The 22,552-nt window shown below is 47.0% G+C and carries 15 protein-coding genes; 6 read left to right on the plus strand and 9 right to left on the minus strand.

All coding sequences use genetic code 11. The annotated features are described in order from the left end of the window. Nucleotides 1–20: 20 nt before the first annotated feature. From P2W84_RS14500 to P2W84_RS14515, 4 genes are all read right to left on the minus strand, one after another. Nucleotides 21–2,636 carry a prolyl oligopeptidase family serine peptidase gene (locus tag P2W84_RS14500; RefSeq protein WP_276090869.1) on the minus strand — a complete coding sequence of 872 codons (2,616 nt, stop codon included), beginning with the start codon at nucleotides 2,634–2,636 and terminating at the stop codon, nucleotides 21–23. Nucleotides 2,637–2,710: 74 nt separating this feature from the next. Then, nucleotides 2,711–4,168 carry a RagB/SusD family nutrient uptake outer membrane protein gene (locus P2W84_RS14505; protein WP_276090870.1) on the minus strand — a complete coding sequence of 486 codons (1,458 nt, stop codon included), beginning with the start codon at nucleotides 4,166–4,168 and terminating at the stop codon, nucleotides 2,711–2,713. A 10-nt stretch (nucleotides 4,169–4,178) separates the two neighbouring features. Next, entirely contained in the window at nucleotides 4,179–7,526 is a 3,348-nt protein-coding gene (locus P2W84_RS14510) for a SusC/RagA family TonB-linked outer membrane protein (protein ID WP_276090871.1), read from the minus strand. Nucleotides 7,527–7,782: 256 nt separating this feature from the next. Beyond that, nucleotides 7,783–9,060 (minus strand): FecR family protein, encoded by a 1,278-nt coding sequence (locus P2W84_RS14515; protein WP_276090872.1) that lies wholly within the window; start codon nucleotides 9,058–9,060, stop codon nucleotides 7,783–7,785. A 110-nt stretch (nucleotides 9,061–9,170) separates the two neighbouring features. Between P2W84_RS14515 and P2W84_RS14520 the strand changes: the two genes are divergently transcribed. Both P2W84_RS14520 and P2W84_RS14525 read left to right on the plus strand, forming a co-directional pair. Then, nucleotides 9,171–9,641, plus strand: coding sequence for a type II toxin-antitoxin system HigB family toxin (locus P2W84_RS14520; protein WP_276090873.1), 471 nt, complete (start codon nucleotides 9,171–9,173; stop codon nucleotides 9,639–9,641). A 2-nt stretch (nucleotides 9,642–9,643) separates the two neighbouring features. Then, complete coding sequence (locus P2W84_RS14525) at nucleotides 9,644–10,000, plus strand: transcriptional regulator (RefSeq protein ID WP_276090874.1); 357 nt, start codon at nucleotides 9,644–9,646, stop codon at nucleotides 9,998–10,000. Nucleotides 10,001–10,032: 32 nt separating this feature from the next. On the opposite strand, the gene P2W84_RS14530 is transcribed toward P2W84_RS14525, so the two are convergent. Beyond that, on the minus strand, nucleotides 10,033–10,608 hold the full coding sequence (locus P2W84_RS14530) for a DUF1003 domain-containing protein (protein WP_276090875.1): 576 nt from the start codon (nucleotides 10,606–10,608) through the stop codon (nucleotides 10,033–10,035). An 84-nt stretch (nucleotides 10,609–10,692) separates the two neighbouring features. Next, nucleotides 10,693–11,271: an RNA polymerase sigma-70 factor gene (locus tag P2W84_RS14535; protein WP_276090876.1), complete on the minus strand. Its 579-nt coding sequence runs from the start codon at nucleotides 11,269–11,271 to the stop codon at nucleotides 10,693–10,695. A 334-nt stretch (nucleotides 11,272–11,605) separates the two neighbouring features. Here P2W84_RS14535 and P2W84_RS14540 point away from each other — a divergent pair, with 334 nt between their 5' ends. The 4 genes from P2W84_RS14540 to P2W84_RS14555 all read left to right on the plus strand — a co-directional run bounded on the left by P2W84_RS14540 (nucleotide 11,606) and on the right by P2W84_RS14555 (nucleotide 17,504). Then, a complete protein-coding gene (locus P2W84_RS14540; protein ID WP_276090877.1) occupies nucleotides 11,606–12,538 on the plus strand; it encodes a ring-cleaving dioxygenase in 933 nt (310 codons plus the stop codon). 2 nt (nucleotides 12,539–12,540) lie between these two features. Next, nucleotides 12,541–13,167 (plus strand): dienelactone hydrolase family protein, encoded by a 627-nt coding sequence (locus P2W84_RS14545; RefSeq protein WP_276090878.1) that lies wholly within the window; start codon nucleotides 12,541–12,543, stop codon nucleotides 13,165–13,167. Nucleotides 13,168–13,344: 177 nt separating this feature from the next. Then, a complete protein-coding gene (gene metH / locus P2W84_RS14550; RefSeq protein ID WP_276090879.1) occupies nucleotides 13,345–17,004 on the plus strand; it encodes a methionine synthase in 3,660 nt (1,219 codons plus the stop codon). 65 nt (nucleotides 17,005–17,069) lie between these two features. Continuing rightward, nucleotides 17,070–17,504 (plus strand): META domain-containing protein, encoded by a 435-nt coding sequence (locus P2W84_RS14555; RefSeq protein WP_276090880.1) that lies wholly within the window; start codon nucleotides 17,070–17,072, stop codon nucleotides 17,502–17,504. Here the strand turns inward: P2W84_RS14555 and thrC are convergent. From thrC to thrA, 3 genes are all read right to left on the minus strand, one after another. Further along, nucleotides 17,491–18,849 (minus strand): threonine synthase, encoded by a 1,359-nt coding sequence (thrC, locus tag P2W84_RS14560; protein WP_276090881.1) that lies wholly within the window; start codon nucleotides 18,847–18,849, stop codon nucleotides 17,491–17,493. The genes P2W84_RS14555 and thrC overlap by 14 nt on opposite strands. Nucleotides 18,850–18,978: 129 nt before the next feature. Further along, a complete protein-coding gene (locus P2W84_RS14565) occupies nucleotides 18,979–19,911 on the minus strand; it encodes a homoserine kinase (RefSeq protein ID WP_276090882.1) in 933 nt (310 codons plus the stop codon). 13 nt (nucleotides 19,912–19,924) lie between these two features. Beyond that, nucleotides 19,925–22,372 (minus strand): bifunctional aspartate kinase/homoserine dehydrogenase I, encoded by a 2,448-nt coding sequence (gene thrA, locus P2W84_RS14570; RefSeq protein ID WP_276090883.1) that lies wholly within the window; start codon nucleotides 22,370–22,372, stop codon nucleotides 19,925–19,927. Between the last annotated feature and the right edge of the window lie 180 nt (nucleotides 22,373–22,552).

Here is a 22,552-nt window from a genome sequence, read left to right on the forward strand (position 1 = left end):
AATTTTGATTTCAAAGAGTATTAAATTTCATTATTGTGTTTCATCCAGTTTGGAGCACTTTTATTTTTTAATAGGTAATCAAAAAACTCAAGCATTTTTGAATGAAAGTCTTTAGCGTTATCCGAAGACAGTTGGTGCCCAGAATTTTTGTAAATTAGCATCCAAACCTGTTTACGCGCCCGTCTCATGGCTAAGAACATTTCTACCGACTGCTCAAATGGCACCAAATCGTCCTCTCTGTTATGCATCATAAGAAACGGGGTGGATATTCGGTCCACTTTCAACACGGGTGAGTTGGCGAGGTATAGCTCCGTACTTGACCATGGGGTTACATTTAAACCATATGGGCTACCTTGTGATTGCATCTCATAGAACTGTTGTCTGTCTGGCCCCAAATCATATTGAAGTTGATTATAAGCGGATATCTGATTCGAGACACCTGCTGCTTCGCATGCCGCAGCGAAGCGTTTAGAATGTGTTATCATGTAGTTCGTTTGCCATCCACCATAACTGTGACCTTGGATACCGATTTTGGAAGGATCGACAAAAGGCAACGATGCCAGATGTTTGGCGGCTCCCTCAATAGAATTGAAGGTGCCTTTTCCATTTTCGCCTGACTCAGAGTAAACATCGGGCACGAAGACTAGGTATCCCTGGTTTACAAAAAGAGGTATATTTATATTTCCCTCAGAATATGCTGGCTTAAGATATTTATGTAGTAAGTCGCTTCGCTTCGCGTAATAATTTAAAATTACGGGGTATTTGTTTTCAGATTTGAAATCTTGAGGCTTATATAGAATCCCCGATAATTCTTGTCCGTCGACACCTTTGAAACGAACTAATGTCGCAGTCAGGAAGTTGTAATCAGCCTCAGGATAGACACTTGATATCCGTTTGTACGAATTGAAATCTGCTGTCAGATATAAGTTTGGTGATGTAGAAGCATTTTCACGCATTACCAAGAAAATCTCACATTTCTCTGAACGTTTCACGAAACCTGCAGGTGCTTCACTAAACCCAGGTTCTAATCTGGACGATACGGCAAAAGGATACAGGTGTCCCGGCTTAAACTGAAACCTGTTACCTAATCGAAGTTTAAAGTAGCCGCCGTTCTTTGACTCTCTATCATATCCGATAATTATTAATTGTTCGTCTACTTTATAACTTCTTTGTAAGTCAGGATTTGCAATTGTTAATTCTATCCTATTTTTCTTCCCGATACCCCCAGTTAGATTCTTGGGCGAACTAGTTAGATCCAGAGCTACTTCCCAAATGTCATACTGATCTGCAATAATTGCCGAACGGCCTTCGTCAGTCCAACCAAACAGGCCGAAGTTCGATCGTCTACCCCGCCTTTGGAACTCTTCGTTATAAAACTTTTCTGGAATGCCTTCGCTAATATTTCTTGTTATGCCTTTAGAAACTTCATAAGAAAACCAAGATCCAAGTGATGCGTCAAACCAAACAATAAAACTTTCATCTGGAGATATATAGAAGCGTCTGTTCTCATGAGTTAGAGGAAGGAAACTGTCCAAAGACCCAGAATTAAGATTTAACACTTTAAGAGAATCCTTACTTTTCTCGTCGAACCAGAGGCCATCAAGCGCAGGGCAAATCAATGCAACTGAATTAATCCGTTCCGGCATGTAGATATATGTGTGATCATCACCAAGTCTAGCCTTTTGATTAGAACGTATATCATAGATATAGTAGTCGTTATTGTTATTGTATTGGACTCCTAATGGCTTCCTTTGGCCATGTAGGAACATATCCCTATAAGACCATAACAGTACTGATGAAGTGTCAAGCTTCGTTTCTCTCTCAGTTTTAAATAGAAGCCTCCTGTTATCTTGGGTGAACTTGACATCATATTGCAGCTTACCGGTGTCCTCATCCTTAAAAGTCAGTTTCGGGTTTTTGATTTCCCGTTCTTTCAGCCAAATTTTTCTTCGGCCGCTTTTAGGCTCTTCCGTCACATACGCTAAGTATTTATCATTGTTGCTGATGTCTGAAAATAGTATTTGGTCGGCCGACTCCATATGTTCTATAACGCCTTCCTTGAGATTAATCCATACGATGGTTTGGACTCGATTTGTATCATACTTATCTTTCATCATTAATGCAATGCTTTCAGCTTTTTCATTCAAGTTATAGGAATGTACGTTGACGTATTCACCTATTTTTTTTAAGTCGGCGTCGCGTATCGTGAAATGTTTAGAGGAGTCTGAGTATGTCAGTAGTAGTTCTTTTTTTCCAACTTGTATCAAGTGAAACCTGGATACATCTCGCAGTGTTGATGTATAAAAGTTCTTTAATTTACAAATCGTCAAATTATTGTTAGTTAGTATAAATGCCTGGTCAGTTTTCCCAGAAAACAAAGGTGCTGATATACAACCTTTTATTATCGCGTTCTTTTCGTCGGAACGCCTAGTTATTACTGCTATTTTCTCCCTTGATGAGTTGCTAGCGATCATAAAACTTACATAGCGTCCATCGCTAGAAATATTAGGCTCTTCCACAGTTTGCCAATTCTCTATAGCTTGTCTGTCGATAGCCTGTCTTCTGTCGGTCGCCTGACTGTATAAATTAGATGAAAGCAGTAATATTAAGAATGGAAAAATTATATTTCTCTTCACGATTCATTTAGTTTGTGAATACTAGAAAAAGGTCACTAAGCCTTCGCGGCGCGACGGGCATACTGACCTATAGGCTAATTCTCCGGATAACCGGGGTTTTGGTGTCCTACTAGGCTTGGGTTACTTTTGATGTCCTCAATCGGTAAAGGATAGAGAGATTTATAGTTTGCCCAAGTTGTTCCCTTTGTCGATGCTACTTTGTTCATCACCTCGTCGATTTTATTGAGCCTTTTAAGATCTAACCATCGATGTCCCCATTCGGTAAAGAGTTCATGTCTCCTCTCGCTCACAATTAATTCCATAGCGTTCGCAGTGCTTAAACTAATGTCATTCAATCCTGCTCTTTTTCTAATTAGGTTCAAATCTGATTCCGCAGAATTAACTCCAGATAAGCGTCCAAGATGCATTCTTGCTTCGGCCCTAATTAATATCTGTTCCGAGAGTCTAAATACCATTAAGTATTCAGTGCGAGGCTGTTGATACTCCCAAGCCTTGTATTTATAAGGGAAAGGATATGTTGTGCCTGATACAGATACACTGTCTATCCAATGCGTTTTACGAAGGTCGCTTTCCTCAAACGAGTTATAAAGGTCTTTGTTTAAATATACCGGTCTCCCAAAGCCATCCGGACCAGCCGGTAGGTTACTGCCTGGCAATAAAACAAAAAGATTACCGTCCATCGTATTTAACGCCGCAACGACTGGTTGAAGTTGCCAAATCGCCTCTCGACTATTTGATAAAAAGGCTTCATCTAGACTTTCTAAAGTATAATTTGAGCTATTGCTTATTATCGAGTCGGCTTCCGCTTCTGCCTCTTTCCAGTTCCCAAGGAATAAATACACTCTAGCTAACAAGGCGGTCACAGTAGCCTTGTTTGGCCTTATTCTTTGGTCGGAGGCTGTAATACTGTTTCCACCAACATAAAAGCTGCTAATTTCGCTCTTAGAATCCTTTAAATCGTTGAGTATTTGTTCAAACACTAGCGCTTTGTTAGATCTTGGTAGAACAATGTTGTTTTTAATATCTGTTGTAGTAGCTAGAGGTATGTCTCCGTACAAGTTGGCCAAATAGAAATAAAGAAATGCACGCAAAAATTTCGCTTCAGCTATAAGTTGCCGCTTAACTGTAGCGGATATGTTATTTGAATTGGTAATTCCTTCAATCGCCGAGTTAACCCTAAATATGTAAGAGTAGTAAATTGGCCAGAATAAGAGATTACCATTGTTTGTCAATTGGTTGGTATAGAGAAGGCTTAGTATACTATTTGGCTCGGCAACAGATACTAGCTCGTCGCCTGACAATCCGGTTCTTACAGAAATTGAGTTTTGCCCGGTAAAACCGTCCATTAGGCTCATGTCCGTGTAAATTCCAATTAGAACTGAAGTCGCCGTTGTGTTATTCTCATATATTTCCCGTCCAATAACCGAGTTAACAGGTGGGTCTACCTCAATAATCTTTTTACATGAAGAGCTTAGGATTGCGATAATAGGTACTGCCAATCGGATTATATAAAGTCTTGATGTTGGTCTCATTTCAAATGTTTTAAAAAGTGGTCTGTAACCCTGTTGTTATTATTCTGAGTTGCGGCAATGTGCTTGTCGAAAGAGTCTCTGGATCAAGACCTCTATAGCTTGTGAAGGTTAGGAGGTTTTGTCCATGCAGAAAAAAGCGGAGCTGGTTTAATCCTAGTTTAGTGAGTGATGAATTCGAGATACTGTAAGAAAGCGCAACATTTTTTAGCCTCAAAAATGATGCATCAACATATCCAAAGTCGCTTGCCTGGGCACGACCGGCGGCCTGTAAATATTCGTCTGGATAATTCCTGTACACCTTCTGAAATCTTTTAACATCTCCCTCTCTTTGCCATCTGTCTAAGAATTCTATAGGTAAGTTGCTGAGGACATTACCCGCTGCACCGATGAAATCAACCATCGGATTTTTACCCATTTGTTTAGTAAATTGAAGAAAGATGTCTAAACTAAATTTCTTATATGTAAACGAATTCGAAATACCACCATAATATTTCGGAATGGTTAGTATTCTAGTGGATGCTTCTTCGTCGAGCAAATAGGAGTCATCTGGTGCCGATGTAATTTGCCCGTCAGGCTGGTAAAATTGATACAGCCCCGTTTTCGAATCTACGCCTGCAGCTTTGAAGACTCGTACTTCGCCGTAGAAAGGCTTTCCTATGACAGATTGATAGATGACGCTATTTTGAATGTCTGGGTACGAAACAAGTTTATTGCGGTCTTTTGAAATATTAAACGACAGCTTCCAGGTAAAGTTTTGGGAGTTTACCGCATTGGCTGTAGCAGTTACTTCGAGTCCCGAGTTCTGAATCAATGCGGGAAAATTGTAAATCGGTTGGCCAGGGCCTGCAATGCTAGGGAATGCGTTAGCGATCAACTGATTGTCCGACCGATTTCTGAATGCCGAAAAATTAAGTAAAAGTTTATCCTTACAGAATCCAAGGTCTAATCCGACTTCTAATTTCCTTGTGACTTCCCAACTATAATAGCTATTAAATAAACCGCTCGTTCTATATCCCCTTACTCCTTGATATAAATCATCGACATCCACAGGGTTGAATCGCTCGAAGTAAGCATAATCCCCAATTCCATCATTACCACTGCTTCCATAACTTGCCCTGATTTTTCCGAAGCTTAACAAAGGCAAATGTTCTTTGAGGGCTGCCTCTTCCGTGAAAATCCACCCCGCGGCCAGGGATCCGAAAGTTCCATATTTTTTATTTGGCCCAAATCTGCTACTGCCGTCTCTCCTAATAGTAGAATTGAAAAGATACTTATTTTTAAAGTTGTAACTTGCTCTCCCGAAAATAGCAGCATATTTATATTGAAGTGTGTTGTTTGATAGGATATAAGAAGTCGCAGCTGCTAAACTACCTAGTAGGGCATCGCTTGTTGCTCCTGAAGCGAATATGTACTGGTCAGTATTTGATTTTGAGTTGTAGGCGGCGCCTACTAAAATGTCGAGGTCACCTGAGAGCAAAGGGGACCTGTATGTGACTTGTGGTTCTACGGAAACTCCTATTGTCCCTGTTGTATTAAATCCAGCCGCTGCTAATAAATTCGACGATTCTTGGGGCCGCCCAGCGAAAGGTACTATCTTATTGAATGCTTCGCCTCTCAATTCATTATAGCCAAATTGGACTTTGAAAGTTAGAGGATCAAGTAGATTATAGGTAAAGCTGCCTGCTGCATTTAAGTTTGTAACTCTCGCCTCATATGTTTTATACAATTCCCGGTATGGGTTATTCCAACTTCTATTGCCGTTTGGCAATGGCTCATAATTTATTAGCCCTTCATTTGTAAACAACGAAGGTGCGTTTGGTGCTAAATTTAATGCCTGTGCAGTCAAATCAATTCCAGGCAAGGAGTTATTGTCTACTTGAAAACTAGCCATCATTGTAGCTTTTAATCGTTGATCGGGCGAGCTTCCAGAAATACTGACATGTGCATTGCCCTTTTTATCAGCATTGTCACCCGGAAACACAACGGTTTCCTTGTGGTAATTTCCTCCCAACAGATATTGAAAGCTAGCAGCTCCTCCTGACACTGATGTTTGGAAGTCGGTGTAGCGAGCACTTTTGCCAATCAGTTCTTCCTGCCAGTCTGTATACCGTTTTTGATCCCAGTAACGTACATCAGCATTATTAAGTGCAGGAGACAAGCTGTTGATATTAATGCCACTGTTTAAATACGCTTGTCTTCTCAGCGCCAAGTAGTCAGGTGTCTTTAACATCTCCATTTTTTTGGGAACATTTCCTATACCCGTTTGGAGCGTCGCGTCCACGCTGAGTCGACCCAACTTTCCTTTCTTGGTGGTTATAAGGATAACACCGTTCGCTCCTCTGCTTCCATAAATTGAGGTCGCATCGGCATCTTTCAAAACGTCTATCGATTCAATATCATTGCTATTGAGAAAGCTCAATGCTGAAAGATCACTCAAATTAAAATGCCCGAGTCCGACGACGTTATTATCAACAGGTAAGCCATTGAGAACAATTAAGGGTTCGGCTTTGAAGTTCAATGAGTTTTGCCCCCTCAATCTTACTTTTACTGATCCACCAGAAAGACCCGTTGTCGGTGTTATGTTTAATCCCGGAATCCTTCCCTGTAACGCTAAAAGTGGGTTCACAACCGGTTGTTTAGCAATATCTTCAGCTTTAATTGTCGAAATATTTCCCGTACTCAATCTCCTTGAAGTCACCCCATACGCCTGTATCTGCACCTCATCCAACTTACTTGCACTCTGCTGCAAAACCACATTCATAAACTCCTTACTGGCAGCAATTTCCCTGGTTATATACCCGAGATAATTCACCACCAACACGGCCCCCTCATCCACATTCTTCAACTGGAAATTTCCGGCGGCATCGGTAGATGTAGAGCCCTTACCATTTTTCACACTTACCGTCGCACCGGCCAGTCCGTTACCCAGCGAATCCACCACCTTACCCCGTACATCAATCGCCTGAAATCGCGCAATAATGTTATCCAGAAATCCTTTCTCCTTCGGCTTCAGGCTAATGTTCCTTTCCGCAAAGGAATAATCCAGGGACTGGCTCTTGCCGATCACATCCATGACGTCTTTTAGGTCTGTGTTTTTGAAATTTACATCCAGTTTAGCCTCATCGTCTACCTGCTCGTCTGAATAGATCACGAAATAGCCCGTCTGCTTCCTGATTTCCGTGAAGATCTGGGAAAGGGAAGCGCCCCTTTTGGTGAAATTGAGCTTTTGGGCAAAGCCCGCGGCACTTACCTGCACCAGGCAGGTGGTCATGATGATTACGATCAACTTCATAATCAATAGTATTTTTTGAGGCAGCCGCCTTCGCAGCATACCTTGGTTAAAAGTAATTTTATACATACTTTTAGTTGGTTTGAGTTAAATACCTTGGAAACTTGTCAAAATTGTTCTGTTGGGTTTGACTCAGGCCTTTGCCGGCAAGTGTCTCGAACTCACTTTCCGGCTTTTTTTATCTGGTCTGCCCCTTTGCTGCATTAACTCTGCTGTCGTAAATATCTGATCATAGTCGTTTTGGTTGTTTAGTTGATAGTTTGTTGATGCTCTCTACAGGGACGATCAATACCTATAGCCAGCCGCTGGTCAGGCGGTTCATCATTTATTTCAATACAGTTATTTTCTTTCCATCTATTTTAAATTTTGCTGTGCCGGTATTTTCTATCGCCTGCAGCACTACCGATACATTGCTGTTCCTGGAAGCCGAACCGCTCAGCGTCAGCTTCTTCAATGCTTCACTGCTGTAGACCACCTCTACATTATACCATCGCTCCACCTGGCTCAGCACCGATTCCAGCGTTGTTGACTTGAACACGAAGAAGCCATTTTTCCAGGAAGTAACCTCTTCGGTGTCTACCTTTTCCACTTTCAGGGTACCGTTGGCTAAACTTGCCTGCTGGTTAGGGGTTAGCGTCACGCCCTCTCCGCCCTTACCCGTCATCTCGAGCATAGCGAGAGATCCCTTGTCTTTGCTATTCAAGAGATTCCTCCTGTCGTCGGAATGACGGGTTAGGCTCGCCACTGGTATAACCCGCGCACTGCCTTCCACCAACGTCGTTTTCACACTCGGCTCATCGGGATAAGCCTTAATGTTAAACTCAGTTCCAATGTCCTCAACAACCTGCTCCCTTCCATCTCTTGCCTTGCTCACTACCCTGAATGGTTGCTTATCATTATGCTTTACCACAAAATATGCCTCACCCTGCATCAATATTTTTCTCTCTTTTCCAGAAAACTGATCAGGAAATTCCAATTTTGAGTCTGCGTTCAGCCATACCTTAGTTCCGTCCGGCAAGGTAAACTGGTAAGTCTGCCCTCTGGCGGTCGTCGCGGTCAACTGCACAACGTCATCCCGAGTTCCGAGGGATCTCTTGTCTTTGCTGTTCAGGAGATTTCTCTCTTCGTTCGAAATGACGGGAGTGTTGTCACTATAAGCAATGCCCGCAGCACCTCCCACAACCACGCCACGCTTCGCACTGTCCAGTTGTATTATCTGCCCGTTTGCCAGTCTGATCGTCGCACCATACTTACCCGGAGCAACATCATTCATCACCAAACCGTCATTGCGAGCCTGCGAAGCAATCTTATAATTGAAAAACCACACGCCAAACACCACCGTCGCCACCGCCGCAGCCATGGCTACCCACCTTGTCCACGGGCTTATCAGTAGCTTTCGACCCGGCTCGTTATTGCCGAGAACATCTGCAAGCACCTCGATATCCATTTCCCTTAACCTTGACGCGAAAACTCCTGCATCTTCCAGCGGCTTTCCAGACCTGGCCTGATGCAAATACCACCTTTCCAGCCGCAACCGCTCATCGCCGGTCAGCGTCCCGTCCATGTATTTCTGCAACAATATTTCCAGTTCTTCCTTATTCATATTGCTTTCCAGCCGCTTTTATATTCCCCTGTTTCTATTTCTGCTATATCCGCTCATTTCGGCCCATACAACTATAAGACAGCAAGACCTGCATTTGGTAGTAGGGAAAAATGAAAATATTTTTTATCCCGCTATTTCGCAGAACTTATAGAAACAAAAACGCTGAAAATCAACACAATATAACTTATCCGGATAATCTCCGCCTCAGCAACCAGAAATTAACTAAGATTGCAAAAAACAACTTATATTTGTTCACTAATAGTAAACCTAAAATGTTTAATATTATAAATAGAAAGACACTTTTAGAATATGCAGAAAAGTATCCTACTGCCAAAAACGCTTTATATGAATGGTATTATGAGTTTTTAAATGCTGAATTTGCCAACTTTCAGCAGCTTAAATCTCAATATGCAAACGCAAGCCTGATCGGGGATGATCGTGTAGTGATCAATATTATGGGTAATCGATATCGCCTGGTCGTTAGGATTGTTTTTATTTATAAGGTTATACAAATCAAGTGGTTTGGCACGCATAAGGAATACGATAAAATAGACGTGACAAAAGTTAAATTCAAGGCTTAGTTATGGAATTACAAATTATAAAAACAGAAGAACAATATCAGTCAATACTAGATTGGGTAGATAAGCAATTCGATGAAAATACCCTCCCTAGCTCTCCAGAGGGTCAAAAACTTCAAATTGCCCTGTTACTGATCAAACATTACGAAGATGAGAATTACTCAGTCCCGTCTCCAGATCCTATTGAAGTTGTAAAGTTAAAAATGGAAGAAAAGGGTTTAATGAATAAAGATTTAGTAAACTGGATTGGTAGTAAGGCATATGTTTCGGCTTTACTCAATAAAAAAAAACCTTTGACATTAAGAATAGCCAAAATACTGCATAAACAATTAGGCATTCCTGCTGCTATTCTGTTGGCATAAACCGCTTTCCCCAACGGTTTGAGCTAACAACGTCACTTATGCTTTTCCAATCCCTCAATTTTCTGCGACAGGTCTTTCAGCAACCTGAGCTGCGTTACCTGTGCATCATAAAGTCCCTTGATCTGCTCTTGCAGCAGCATATCTATCTTTTCATGAAGGCTCCTGATTTCCAGTTCAGACTTTAAGTTGACCAGGTAATCGTTCTCTCCACGCATTCTGTCCTTCTCCTCCTGCCGGTTCTGGCTCATCATAATGATGGGCGCCTGGAGTGCGGCAAGGCAGGACAACACCAGGTTCATCAGGATGAAAGGATAAGGATCGAACCTGTCCGCAACCGGCAGGGAACTATTGTATATGATCCAGACAATCAATATCACCGTAAACACGATAATAAACTTCCAGCTACCCCCGAACCGCGCTACTTTGTCTGAAACCCGTTGCCCGCTGGTTAAGGTCTCCTTAGGCGGGTGCAGCAGGTTATCGACAATGAGCTTTTCCTCCTGCATCGTCTTCTGAACGATCTCGTGCAGCTTCCTCATGTGCTCGGCGTTCTGGTCCAGCATCGTGGCGATTTCCTTATCCTCCAGTATCTTATCTGAGTTTTTCATGTATAGTTCGTAACTTATTTTTTTATTTAAATCTCGTCAATCGAAACTACAAATAAAAAATAAGCTGACGCTATAAACGGAAACCTAAAGCTGGGAAAGGAACAGCGCGACGCAAAGGCCGATCTTCGGCTTCAGTATCTTGGCTGCATTGTTCAACTGCTTTTTTACGGTAAGATCAGAGATGCCCAGACGGGCCGCGATTTCTTTGTTGCTCATTCCCTCGTACCGGCTCATTTCAAATACTTCACGCATTTTCGGCGGCAACATGGCCACTTCTTCCTGTATGATCGCCAGCAGTTCCCTGTTGACGAAACGCTCATCCTCGCCTGAAATGCCTTCTTCAACAAAAGTACTCAGGTATTTCGTGTAACGGTCAACGACCTTCCGGTGGGCAATGAAATTGAGTATCCGGTTTTTGATGGTGCTGAACAGGTAACCTTCAAACGTTGTACTGATCTTCAGCGATTCTCGCCTTGCCCAGATGACCGAAAAAAGTTCCTGAACAATGTCACGCGCTTCCTCATCATCCTGCAGCATACGGAAAGCATGCAGGTAAAGCGGGGCTTTGTAACGGTTGTACAAAACGCCGAATGCCTGCTGGTTGCCTCCCTGTAAAAGAGAAAGCAACTCGTTTTCGCTGTGTTTGCTGTAATCAGCCATCATATATGCTAAATTATTGCAAATCATCCGATAAAACCAATGCCGCAGAAAATAATTCCTGAAGCGATACAAGAACAAGACCAGCACTATACCAGGACGAGACATAGGACGAGACACAATGGTCTCTCAACCCACATGATTCGGGGCTGAGTCGGGATTGGTTCGCACTTTGTTCGCAAAAGGGTACCCGTTTTGCGAACAAATCCCGTCTAAACCCTGTACCAGGCCTGGTTCAGCCCAATACCAGGACCGGACAATCAGCCTCCATTTCTTATTCTATGTTAAGATTTACCTGGCAGACCTGCCGTAAATTTGTTTGTCTTTAAGGAGAACAATTATGGAAACTAAAATTTCAGGCATCCACCACATCACTGCGATAGCAGGGAACGCCAAAAGGAACTACGACTTTTATACCAGGGTACTGGGTCTGAGACTGGTCAAAAAAACGGTCAACTTCGATGATCCGGGAACTTACCACTTTTATTATGGCGATGAACAGGGAACGCCGGGCACCATCCTGACTTTCTTTCCCTGGGAGGGCATCGTACAGGGCAGAAGGGGCTCGCGTCAGGCTACCGAGATCGGTTACAGTGTACCTTCAGGCAGTCTTGCCTTCTGGCAGGACCGGTTCGAGAAGAACAATGTGATCTATAACAAGCCTGCCGAAAAGTTCGGGCAGAAATACCTGACCTTTCTGGATCCCGACGGTCTGAAGTTTGAACTGACTGAGGTGGAAACCGATACCAGGAAACAATGGCTCAGCCCGGAGATCGGTACTGAAAATGCGGTATATGGTTTTCATCATGTAACTATTACCGCCAACAAAATGGAGGCCACCGCACAAGTGCTTACGGAACTTTTGGGCTATAAACTTGCCGCGACAGAAGTGAACCGGCACCGCTTTGTGACAAATGCCGTGGAGTATGCAGCTATCGTAGATATCGTGGAAGCTCCCGGAGAACCGATAGGCCATGTCGCAGGCGGATCTGTACACCACATTGCCTTCAGGGTAAAGGATGAGGAGACCCTGATGCACTACAGGGACAGGGCACTGGCGATGGGCCTGCACATTACCGAAAAGATAGACAGGAATTACTTCTATTCGCTTTACTTCAGGGAACCAGGCGGTGTATTGTTCGAGATCGCTACCGATAACCCCGGCTTTACGGTGGATGAACCGCTGGAAGAACTGGGCAGCAACCTCAAACTGCCTGCACAATATGAAGCAGACAGACAGGAAATAGAAAAGGTTTTACCTAAACTGGATTAAAAATGTACACGCATGATCGACAAATAGTCGCCGCCGGCGTTCCGCTGGCGGAGGCAAAAAAGGCAGTGATTTTCCTGCACGGCAGGGGTGCCACAGCGACAGATATCCTGTCGCTGGGCAGGCACCTGGGTATAGAAGATGCTGCGCTGCTGGCCCCACAGGCCACCAATAATAGCTGGTACCCTTACAGTTTTATTGCACCCGTAAGCCAGAACCAGCCCGCGCTGGATTCTGCACTTACGCTGATCAAAGAACTGGCAGATGAAGTGATTGCGGCAGGCATCCCGGCAAGTGCACTGTATTTTGTGGGCTTTTCTCAGGGAGCATGTCTCACGCTGGAATACATTACCCGGAACGCACAGCAATACGGTGGGGCGGTCGCCTTCACCGGCGGGCTCATCGGCCAGGAAATCAACATGGCAAATTATAAAGGCGATTTCAAAAACACCCCTGTATTGATCACTACGGGCGACCCCGATCCGCATGTACCGGTACGCCGGGTAGAATTAAGCGCCGGGATACTGGCTAAGATGAATGCGAAAGTAACCACAAGGATCTTTAACGGCCGGCCGCATACCATCAGCCCGAAGGAGCTGGAGCTGGCAAAGGAACTGGTGCTGGGCCTGTGACCTTCCAGGCCCGTTCATTTTTGGATTTAATTTTTCTTTATTGCATTTTTGTAAGGCCTGCAGTATACGCACGGAGGTGCGGTGGTCAGGCTTTGCATACAATGGGTTCGGCACTTGTTTAGGCCCTGGCCTCTATCAAAAATAGCTTGTTGTATGCTCATACTGTATCCTCATTAAATGAACATTAGAGAAGAACTAGAAAAGCGCATCCTGATTATTGACGGTGCAATGGGCACCATGATCCAGCGCTATGCGCTGACTGAAGAAGACTTCAGGGGGGAAAGGTTTAAGGACCATCCCTGCGAGGTGAAGGGCAATAACGATTTGCTCAACATTACCCGTCCGGATGTGATCAGGGCAATCCACGCGGCGTACCTGGAAGCCGGTACGGACATCATCGAGACCAATACTTTCAGCACGCAACGCATTTCCATGGCAGACTACGAAATGGAAGACCTGTCTTATGAAATGAGCTATGAGGGTGCGCGCATTGCCAAAGAGGTAGCGATGGAGTTTACGGCGAAAACACCGGACAAACCGCGTTTTGTTGCCGGGGCGCTGGGGCCGACTACAAAAATGGCTTCCATGTCGCCGGATGTGAACGATCCGGGCTACCGGGCAGTAACCTTTGATGAGCTTTTTGATGCGTTCTATGAACAGGTACGCGGCCTGATTGACGGCGGTGCCGACCTGCTGCTTTTTGAGACGATAACCGATACCCTGATCACCAAGGCAGGGATCGCGGCGGTAAAGAAATATGAAGAGGTGATCGGCCGGAAGATTGAGATCATGATTTCGGGAACGATCACTGACGCGTCTGGCCGAACACTTTCCGGACAGACTGTAGAGGCATTTTACAATTCCCTGCGGCATGCACAGCCCCTGAGTATCGGGCTCAATTGTGCGCTTGGAGCCAAAGAGATGCGCCCGCACATCGAAGAGCTGGCTGCAAAAGCGGAGTGTTATGTATCTGCCTATCCAAATGCCGGGCTGCCCAATGAATTTGGTGCTTATGATGAAAAGCCACATGAAACGGCACATCTGGTAGAGGATTTTATACAGCATGGCTTCGTGAACATTGTAGGTGGCTGTTGCGGCACTACTCCGGAACACATTGGCTGTATTGCAGCGAAAGCCGCAGGCGTGACGCCAAGAAGAATCCCTAAGACTGAACCTTACCTGCGCCTGAGCGGACTGGAACCGGTAACGATAACTCCTGAAAGCATTTTTGTAAATATAGGCGAGCGGACGAACATCACGGGTTCGCCGAAATTCTCGAAACTGATCCTTAGCGGCGATTTTGAGGCTGCCCTGGCGGTGGCCAGGCAACAGGTGGAAGGCGGCGCGCAGGTGATCGACGTGAACATGGACGAGGGCATGATCGACTCGGAGGCTTCGATGACAAAGTTCCTCAACCTGATCGCCTCGGAACCGGATATCGCAAAGCTGCCCATCATGGTCGATTCGTCCAAATGGACAGTCATTGAAGCAGGTTTGAAATGCCTGCAGGGTAAGGGCATTGTGAACTCGATATCGCTGAAGGAGGGTGAGGACAAGTTCAGGGAAAGTGCGCGCAAGATCATGACCTATGGCGCTGCCGTTGTGGTCATGGCCTTTGACGAACAGGGACAGGCAGACAATTACGAGCGCAGGGTAGAGATCTGCTCGCGCTCTTACAGGATACTGGTTGAAGAATTGGGTTTTCCCGCGGAAGACATCATTTTTGATCCGAACATCCTGACCGTAGCCACCGGTCTGGAGGAACACAACAATTACGCGGTAGATTTTATTAACGCCACACGATGGATCAAGCAGAACCTTCCGCTGGCCAAGGTGAGTGGCGGTGTTTCGAACATTTCATTCTCTTTCAGGGGCAACAATGTGGTGCGCGAGGCTATGCACTCGGCATTCCTTTATCATGCGATCAAAGCAGGCATGGACATGGGTATCGTCAATGCGGGGATGCTGGAAGTCTATGAAGAGATTCCGCCGGAGCTGCTGGTGATGGTGGAAGACGTATTGCTGAACCGCAGGCCCGACGCTACAGAGCGGCTGGTAGAGTATGCAGATACGATCAAATCTAAGGGCAAAGAGGTGGTGCGTGATGAGGAATGGCGCAAGGGAACGGTAGAGGAAAGGTTATCGCATGCGCTGGTGAAAGGGCTGATCGAGCACCTGGATGCAGATGTGGAAGAGGCCCGCCAGAAATATGCACGGCCGATTGAAGTGATCGAAGGCCCGCTGATGGACGGAATGAATGTGGTCGGCGACTTGTTCGGCGCCGGAAAAATGTTCCTTCCCCAGGTCGTGAAATCGGCCAGGGTCATGAAAAAGGCGGTGGCTTACCTGTTGCCTTTTATCGAGGAAGAGAAACTGAACAATCCTGATGGCGGCGCCGGCTCGTCTGCAGGAAAGATCCTCATGGCGACGGTAAAAGGTGACGTGCACGACATCGGCAAGAACATTGTCGGGGTGGTACTGGCCTGCAACAACTTTGAGATCGTGGACATGGGGGTAATGGTACCTGCGCAGGAGATCATCAGAAAAGCAAAGGAAATTAATGCGGATATCATCGGACTGAGCGGGCTGATCACGCCTTCGCTGGACGAAATGGTCCATTTCGCCAAGGAGATGGAGCGCGAGGGCTTTACCATTCCGCTGATGATCGGCGGCGCGACCACTTCTCGGATCCATGCGGCGGTGAAGATTGCCCCTAACTATTCCGGACCAGCCATACACGTACTGGATGCTTCCAGGAGTGTAACCGTGGCCTGTACGCTGATGAACAAAGACCTGAGGGACGAGTATATTGCAGGGATCAGAGCGGAATACGACAAGGCCCGCGAGGCGCACCTGAACAAGCGTTCGGATAAGCGCTATAAGACCATTGAAGAGGCCCGTGCAGAAGGGTTTAAAATTGACCTGGACAAAGTGGCCCCTGCCCCATCGTTTACAGGAACTAAGGTTTTTGAAGATTTTCCGCTGGAGGAACTATTGGATTACATCGACTGGACCCCTTTCTTCCAGACCTGGGAACTGCGCGGCAGTTACCCGCGCATTCTGGAGGACAAGGCTGTAGGCACGGAAGCACAGAAGCTGTTCAATGATGCACAGGCCTTGCTGAAACGGATCGTTGACGGGAAATTACTGAAGGCAAAAGCAGTGATCGGTTTCTGGCCGGCAAATGCGGTTGGTGATGACATTCTGGTACAGCTGCCGGAGACTGAAGTGGCATTTCACACGCTGCGCCAGCAGGCGGAAAAGACTGCCGGTAATCCTTACTATGCACTATCCGATTTTATTGCCCCGAAAGACAGCGGTGTGCAGGATTACTTCGGTGGCTTTGCGCTGACGGCCGGCATTGGCTGCGATGAGCTGGTAGCCGAATATGAAGCCGTGTTTGACGACTATAACAGCATTATGGTGAAGGCACTGGCCGACAGGCTTGCCGAGGCTTTTGCAGAAAAGATGCATGAACTTGTACGAAAGGAATACTGGGGTTATGCGAAGGGCGAATCGCTGAGCAATGAGGCGCTGATCAAGGAAGAATACGTCGGAATACGCCCGGCGCCAGGTTATCCCGCTTGTCCTGAACATACAGAAAAGGGTACATTGTTTGCGCTGCTGGATGCAGAGAACAGGATCGGACTGAAGCTTACGGAGAGTTTTGCGATGTATCCTACCGCAGCAGTGAGCGGGTTCTATTTTGCGCACCCCGATTCCAGGTACTTTGGATTGGGTAAAATCACCCGTGACCAGGTAGAGGACTATGCACAGCGCAAAGGAATGTCGCTGGAAGAGGCGGAAAAATGGCTGAGCCCGAACCTGGCCTATTAAGATGGGTCCTGATTTAGCTTTTTTGGAATACTCTTTGTAATTTCATACAGATAAGACAGAACGCTATGAAGAGAAATTTGCTATTGACCGTCGTGATTTTGGCCCTTCTTACGGCCTGTACCACCATGAAACCCGGCGCGATAGGAAACGGTGGTTTGTCGGCACTGAGCGGCACCTGGGAGCTGAACTATATTTCGGGGCCAAGGATTGCATTTAACGGCTTGTATCCGGCCAAAAAACCTGTCATTAAGTTTGAGGTCTCTGAAAAGCGGTTCAGCGGGAATACCAGTTGTAATTCCTTTTCAGGGGCGCTGGCGGCAGATGATACGACGATCAATTTCACAAAGCCTTTTATGATGACGAAAATGGCCTGTCCCGGAGAAGGGGAAGCAACCTTCCTGGAGGTGCTGAAAAAGGTAAGCCACTATGATATTGTTGGCGATACCACCCTTAATTTCAGAATGGGGGATATCGCCATTATGCGGTTCAGTAAGAAGTAGCGTTCCCTTCCTGCCCCTGGTAAGTATTTAAATAGCGTTTAAACTCTCCGAAATCTGCCTGGATCGGGGTGGCTTGTTTGCTCTTACCCAACAGCTCCTTTACTTGTCCGGGAACCTCAATCCTGGACTTTATGTCCTCAGGAAAAATATCAGGGAATTTGCAGGCGTGCGCAGTTGAGGCAAAAATGCCTGCAAAATCAGCATCAGCTATCGTGTTCTCCTTATACTTTTCCAGTGCCAGCCAGGCAATGGAGGTATGCGGGCAGGCAATGTAATGGAAACGGCTGTAGAGTTCTTTGATGCCCTGCAATGTCTGTTCGTCGGTAAAGGTATAGCCCGTTACGATTTTCCTGACTTCTTCCAGGTCGTTGCCGAAAAGGTCCATAATGCGGGTCCAGTTGCTGGGAGCGCCTACATCCATGGCATTGGCATAGGTCTGCACAGATGGTCTGGTTTCGTAAACACCGCTTTCCAGGTAGCGCGGCACGGTATCGTTGATATTGGTCGCCGCAATGAACTGCCTGACGGGCAGGCCCATTTTATGTGCAAGCAGGCCGGCGGCGATATTGCCGAAATTACCGCTGGGCACAGAAAATACCACATCGGTCTTGCCCTGACGCTTCAATTGGGCATAGGCATGGAAATAATAAAAGCTTTGGGGGATAAGCCTTGCAATATTAATGGAGTTGGCCGATGTCAGCCGAAGTTTATCGTTTAGTTCTTCGTCTGCGAAAGCCTGTTTGACCAGGGCCTGGCAATCATCGAAAGTACCGGAAACCTCAAGGGCATGAATATTCTGTCCATTGGTACAGAGCTGGAGTTCCTGGATGTCACTGACCTTTCCTTTGGGGTACAATATGGTTACCCGGGTATTGGGAACGCCCAGGAAGCCCAGTGCAACTGCACCACCGGTGTCGCCGGAGGTGGCCACAAGTACATCGAGGGTCTTTTCGTTGTTCTTCAGGAAATAGCCCATGATGCGGCTCATGAAACGGGCGCCGAAATCTTTGAAGGCCAGTGAGGGGCCGTGAAAGAGTTCAAGGACATAGCTGTCCGGCTGGGTTTCGCCGGCCTCCTGAAGCGGAACTGCAGGGGCGTCAAAATTGATGGCCTCATCGATGATGTACTTCAGGTCTGCGGCAGGAATGGCATCCTGCAGGAGTGCAGCGGCAACTTTGAAGGCGATTTCAGCGAGGGTATAGTTTTCAATATGATCGATAAAGTCTGCATCTAGCCTGGGGATGTGCAGTGGCATATACAAACCTTTGTCTGCAGGCATACTGTTGAACACTGCAGTCTGGAAGTCTGTGCGGAGTTCGTGGTTATTGGTGCTATAGAGTTTCATTTCTGGTTTTAGTTCATTAATAGTTCATCACGCCGTCATCTCGAACATCGTGAGAGCTCTCTTGTTGAGGTAGCAAATCAAGAGATTCCTCGTGCCTCGGAATGACGAGAGGGTAATAATAAAATGCCGTTAGTCAAGCAGGATCGGCCCTTTTTTGTTGACTTCGGATACAAAGGCAAGGCTGTTGATGTCCATTTTCTTCAGGTGCTGCTGCAGCCTGGCTGTAATGCCAGCGGCGGTTTCTGCATCGCGGGTGAGTGCAAATACGGAAGGCCCGGAGCCGGAGATGCCGAAACCCAAGCCTCCGTTTTCCAGTGCCAGCGATTTGAGCACCGCAAAATCAGGGATAAGGATGGAGCGGACCGGTTCGACCAGGATATCGGTCATGCTGCGCCCGATAAGCCCATAGTCATTGAGGAACAATCCGCTGACCAGACCGGCTACGTTTCCCCATTGGGTAACCGCGTCTTTCAGCTGGACTTTGGAACGGATCATCTGCCGGGCATCTTTAGTCGGCACATCTACCTCGGGGTACACAATGGCCGCATGGAAGTCTTGCGGAAAGGGCAGGCTGATGATATCGAGCGGTTCGTAGCTCCGGATGAGGACAAAACCGCCCATCAGTGCGGGCGCTACGTTATCCGCATGCCCGTAACCGCAGGCCAGTTCCTCGCCCTTCATAGCAAAGGGAACCAGGTCGCGGTTGCTCAGCCGGTTGTCGAACAGGGTATTGATGGCGAAAAGGCCTGCGACGGTACTGGCCGAGCTGGAACCCAACCCGCTTCCAATGGGCATTTTCTTGTGGAGCTCGATCTCTACTCCGGTATCGGGCATGCCGATGTGGTTCAGGTAGTGCTGCACACTGGCACTTACGGTGTTCTTTTCAGGGTCGAGCGGCAGTTTGCCTTCGTCGCCTGTGATTTTGGTGATGCTGATGCCTTTGCCGCCGGTGAGGCGCATGACGACTTCATCTCCCGGCTGGTTGACGGCAAAGCCGAGGATATCGTATCCGCATACGACATTGGCAACAGTGGCCGGGGCAAATACTTTTACGGATTTCATGGTTATCTCTGATCTATCTTTTACCTATATTAATGATGTCTGCGAAAACGCCGGCAGCGGTAACCTCGGCCCCTGCACCCGGACCTTTGACCACGAGCGGGCGGTCTTTATAGCGGTTGGTGGTGAAGGAGATGACGTTGTCGCTGCCCGAAAGCGTAAAGAAGGGGTGCCCCTCGCCTACCATCTGCAGGGTAATGGAGACTTTTCCCTGTTCCATTTTCCCGATATAGCGCAATACCTTTCCATCCTTTGCGGCGGTATTTTTCAGGTCTTCAAAATAGGCGGCATTGTTTTCCAGTTCCCGGTAGAAGTCATCTACGCTTTCGGCGGCCATGCAAGCAGCAGGCAGCATGTTTTGAAGTTCGATATCATTTTCTTCCAGCGGGTACCCCGCATCGCGTGCCAGGATGAGCATTTTACGCATAAAATCCCTGCCGTTGAGGTCATCGCGGGGATCGGGTTCGGTATAGCCCATTTCCTGGGCCTGCTTCACCACTTCATGAAAACGCTTGTCGTCTTTGAAGTTGTTGAAGATAAAGGAAATGGTACCGGAAAGGATGGCTTCGATCTTCCTGATCTTGTCTCCGCTGAGCATCAGGTCTTTGAGCGTGCGGATGATGGGAAGGCCGGCACCGACATTGGTTTCATAAAGGAAATCTACGCCATAGCTGCGGGCAGCCTGTTTGAATGCAGCATATTGCTCATAATCGGAAGAGTTGCCCAGCTTGTTACAGGTAACCACTGAGATGCTGGATTGCAGGATATCCAGGTAATATTCTACCGGGTTATGGCTTGCGGTATTGTCTACGAAGACACAGTTGGGCAGGTTGAGCGTCTTCATCTTTTTAATGAAGTCTGGCAGGCTGGCCTTGATGTCCTGGCTTTCCAGCGCTTCCTGCCAGTTATTCAGGTCGATGCCTTCGGGATCGATATGCATTTTCCGGGTATTGCTGATGCCGACAACCTTTACCTGCAGATCGTTGTTTTCTGCCAGGAAAGGGGTTTGCTCCAGCAACTGGCTGAACAGGGTCTTGCCGATGTTCCCGGTGCCCAGGCAGAAGATATGCAGGGTCTTTTTCAGGTCTTCATAGAAGGCATCGTGAACGGCGTTTACAGCCTTGGACAGATCTGCCCTGGAGATGATGACCGAGATATTGTATTCAGAGGAACCCTGCGCGATGGCACGGACATTGACCCCGTTGCGTCCCAGCGCGCTGAACAGCTTCCCTGCTATGCCCGGTGTACGTTTCATATTTTCCCCGACAATGGCCAGTACAGAAAGTCCGTTCTCTACTTCGGGATATTCCAGCTTTTTGGCCTGCAGTTCAAGCTCAAATTCCTTATTGATGAGCGAAAGGGCCTTCAGCGAGTCGGAAGGCTTTACGGCAAAGGTGATGCTGTGTTCTGATGAGGACTGGGTAATGAGCACAACGTTGACCTGTTCCCTGGAAAGCATGGAAAACAGCCGCCCGCTGAAACCTGCCTTGCCGACCATGCCGCTGCCCGACAGATTGAGGACACTGATCTCATCGATAGAAGAGATCCCCTTGATCGGGAGATTTGAAGGACTGGTATTGTGCCGGATACAGGAACCCGGGAAATCAAGGTGAAAGGTGTTCCTGATGACGATGGGTATCTTCTTCAGAAATGCCGGGATCATGGTAGGCGGATAAATGACCTTTGCCCCGAAATAAGACAGCTCCATGGCTTCTGTATAGCTCAGTTCGGGAAGGGAGAATGCCTTTTTGACGATTCTCGGATCGGCAGTAAGCATTCCGTCAACGTCTGTCCAGATCTGTATCTCGCCGGCATTGAGTGCTGCACCCCAGATGGCGGCAGTATAGTCGCTTCCTCCCCTGCCCAGCGTGGTGGTCCGTCCCTCGTCATTACTGGCAATAAAGCCGGTGACGAACAACAGCTGGCCTTCGTGTGCTTCATAGAAATCGCGGATGAGCATTTCGGTAAGGTTGCTGTTGACTTTGGCCTGTCCGAAATTGTTATCGGTCTTGATGAGCTGGGCACCGTCTACAAAAAGGGCATCGGCAAATTGCTGGCGGGCGATGTGGCTGACCATAAAGGTAGAGCAGCGCTCGCCATAGCTCAGGATAAGGTCCCTGGTCTGCGGACTCAGCTCGCGGAGGTTATAAACGGACTGCAGAATGTCTTCAAGCTCATTAAAATAGATCTTCAGCCGGGTAAGTACCGGATTTTGCGCGCCGGCCGGCAGTAAAGTGCGGATGACACTGAAATGCCTTTCTTCGACCTCCTTCAGCCGGACGCTGTAATCCTGCAGGTTACGCGCCTGCTCGGCCATTTCCAGCAGGATATTGGTGACGCCACCCATGGCAGAAAGGACAACGACGGGGTTTTCCCTTTCCCGCTCTGACCTGAGGATCCGGATAAGGGTGCTGATGCTTTCCGCCGATCCTACTGATGTGCCCCCGAATTTTAGTATGTTCATAGTCTGTGGTTAAAAAAAAAGCACCTTCCCGTTTTGGAGGAAGGTGCTTTCATGGTTCTTTATCTTTTTTCAGTTATGCCATTAGCTTACCTTCCTCCGGACTTGCCGGTGGTTGTGGTGGTGGTAATGGTAATAAGTGATGGGTTATACATTGTATTTTGTACACGATCTGTGTGCGGT

It is taken from the genome of Pedobacter sp. JY14-1 (assembly GCF_029269825.1).
Classification (GTDB): domain Bacteria; phylum Bacteroidota; class Bacteroidia; order Sphingobacteriales; family Sphingobacteriaceae; genus Pedobacter.

What these genes read in the sequence shown, in the direction of transcription:
- P2W84_RS14505 (WP_276090870.1), bottom strand. Translation starts at nt 4,168, where the DNA reads ATGAGACCAACATCAAGACTTTATATAATCCGATTGGCAGTACCTATT.
- P2W84_RS14510 (WP_276090871.1), bottom strand. Translation starts at nt 7,526, where the DNA reads ATGTATAAAATTACTTTTAACCAAGGTATGCTGCGAAGGCGGCTGCCT.
- P2W84_RS14515 (WP_276090872.1), bottom strand. Translation starts at nt 9,060, where the DNA reads ATGAATAAGGAAGAACTGGAAATATTGTTGCAGAAATACATGGACGGG.
- P2W84_RS14520 (WP_276090873.1), top strand. Translation starts at nt 9,171, where the DNA reads ATGAAAATATTTTTTATCCCGCTATTTCGCAGAACTTATAGAAACAAA.
- P2W84_RS14525 (WP_276090874.1), top strand. Translation starts at nt 9,644, where the DNA reads ATGGAATTACAAATTATAAAAACAGAAGAACAATATCAGTCAATACTA.
- P2W84_RS14530 (WP_276090875.1), bottom strand. Translation starts at nt 10,608, where the DNA reads ATGAAAAACTCAGATAAGATACTGGAGGATAAGGAAATCGCCACGATG.
- P2W84_RS14535 (WP_276090876.1), bottom strand. Translation starts at nt 11,271, where the DNA reads ATGATGGCTGATTACAGCAAACACAGCGAAAACGAGTTGCTTTCTCTT.
- P2W84_RS14540 (WP_276090877.1), top strand. Translation starts at nt 11,606, where the DNA reads ATGGAAACTAAAATTTCAGGCATCCACCACATCACTGCGATAGCAGGG.
- P2W84_RS14545 (WP_276090878.1), top strand. Translation starts at nt 12,541, where the DNA reads ATGTACACGCATGATCGACAAATAGTCGCCGCCGGCGTTCCGCTGGCG.
- metH (WP_276090879.1), top strand. Translation starts at nt 13,345, where the DNA reads ATGAACATTAGAGAAGAACTAGAAAAGCGCATCCTGATTATTGACGGT.
- P2W84_RS14555 (WP_276090880.1), top strand. Translation starts at nt 17,070, where the DNA reads ATGAAGAGAAATTTGCTATTGACCGTCGTGATTTTGGCCCTTCTTACG.
- thrC (WP_276090881.1), bottom strand. Translation starts at nt 18,849, where the DNA reads ATGAAACTCTATAGCACCAATAACCACGAACTCCGCACAGACTTCCAG.
- P2W84_RS14565 (WP_276090882.1), bottom strand. Translation starts at nt 19,911, where the DNA reads ATGAAATCCGTAAAAGTATTTGCCCCGGCCACTGTTGCCAATGTCGTA.
- thrA (WP_276090883.1), bottom strand. Translation starts at nt 22,372, where the DNA reads ATGAACATACTAAAATTCGGGGGCACATCAGTAGGATCGGCGGAAAGC.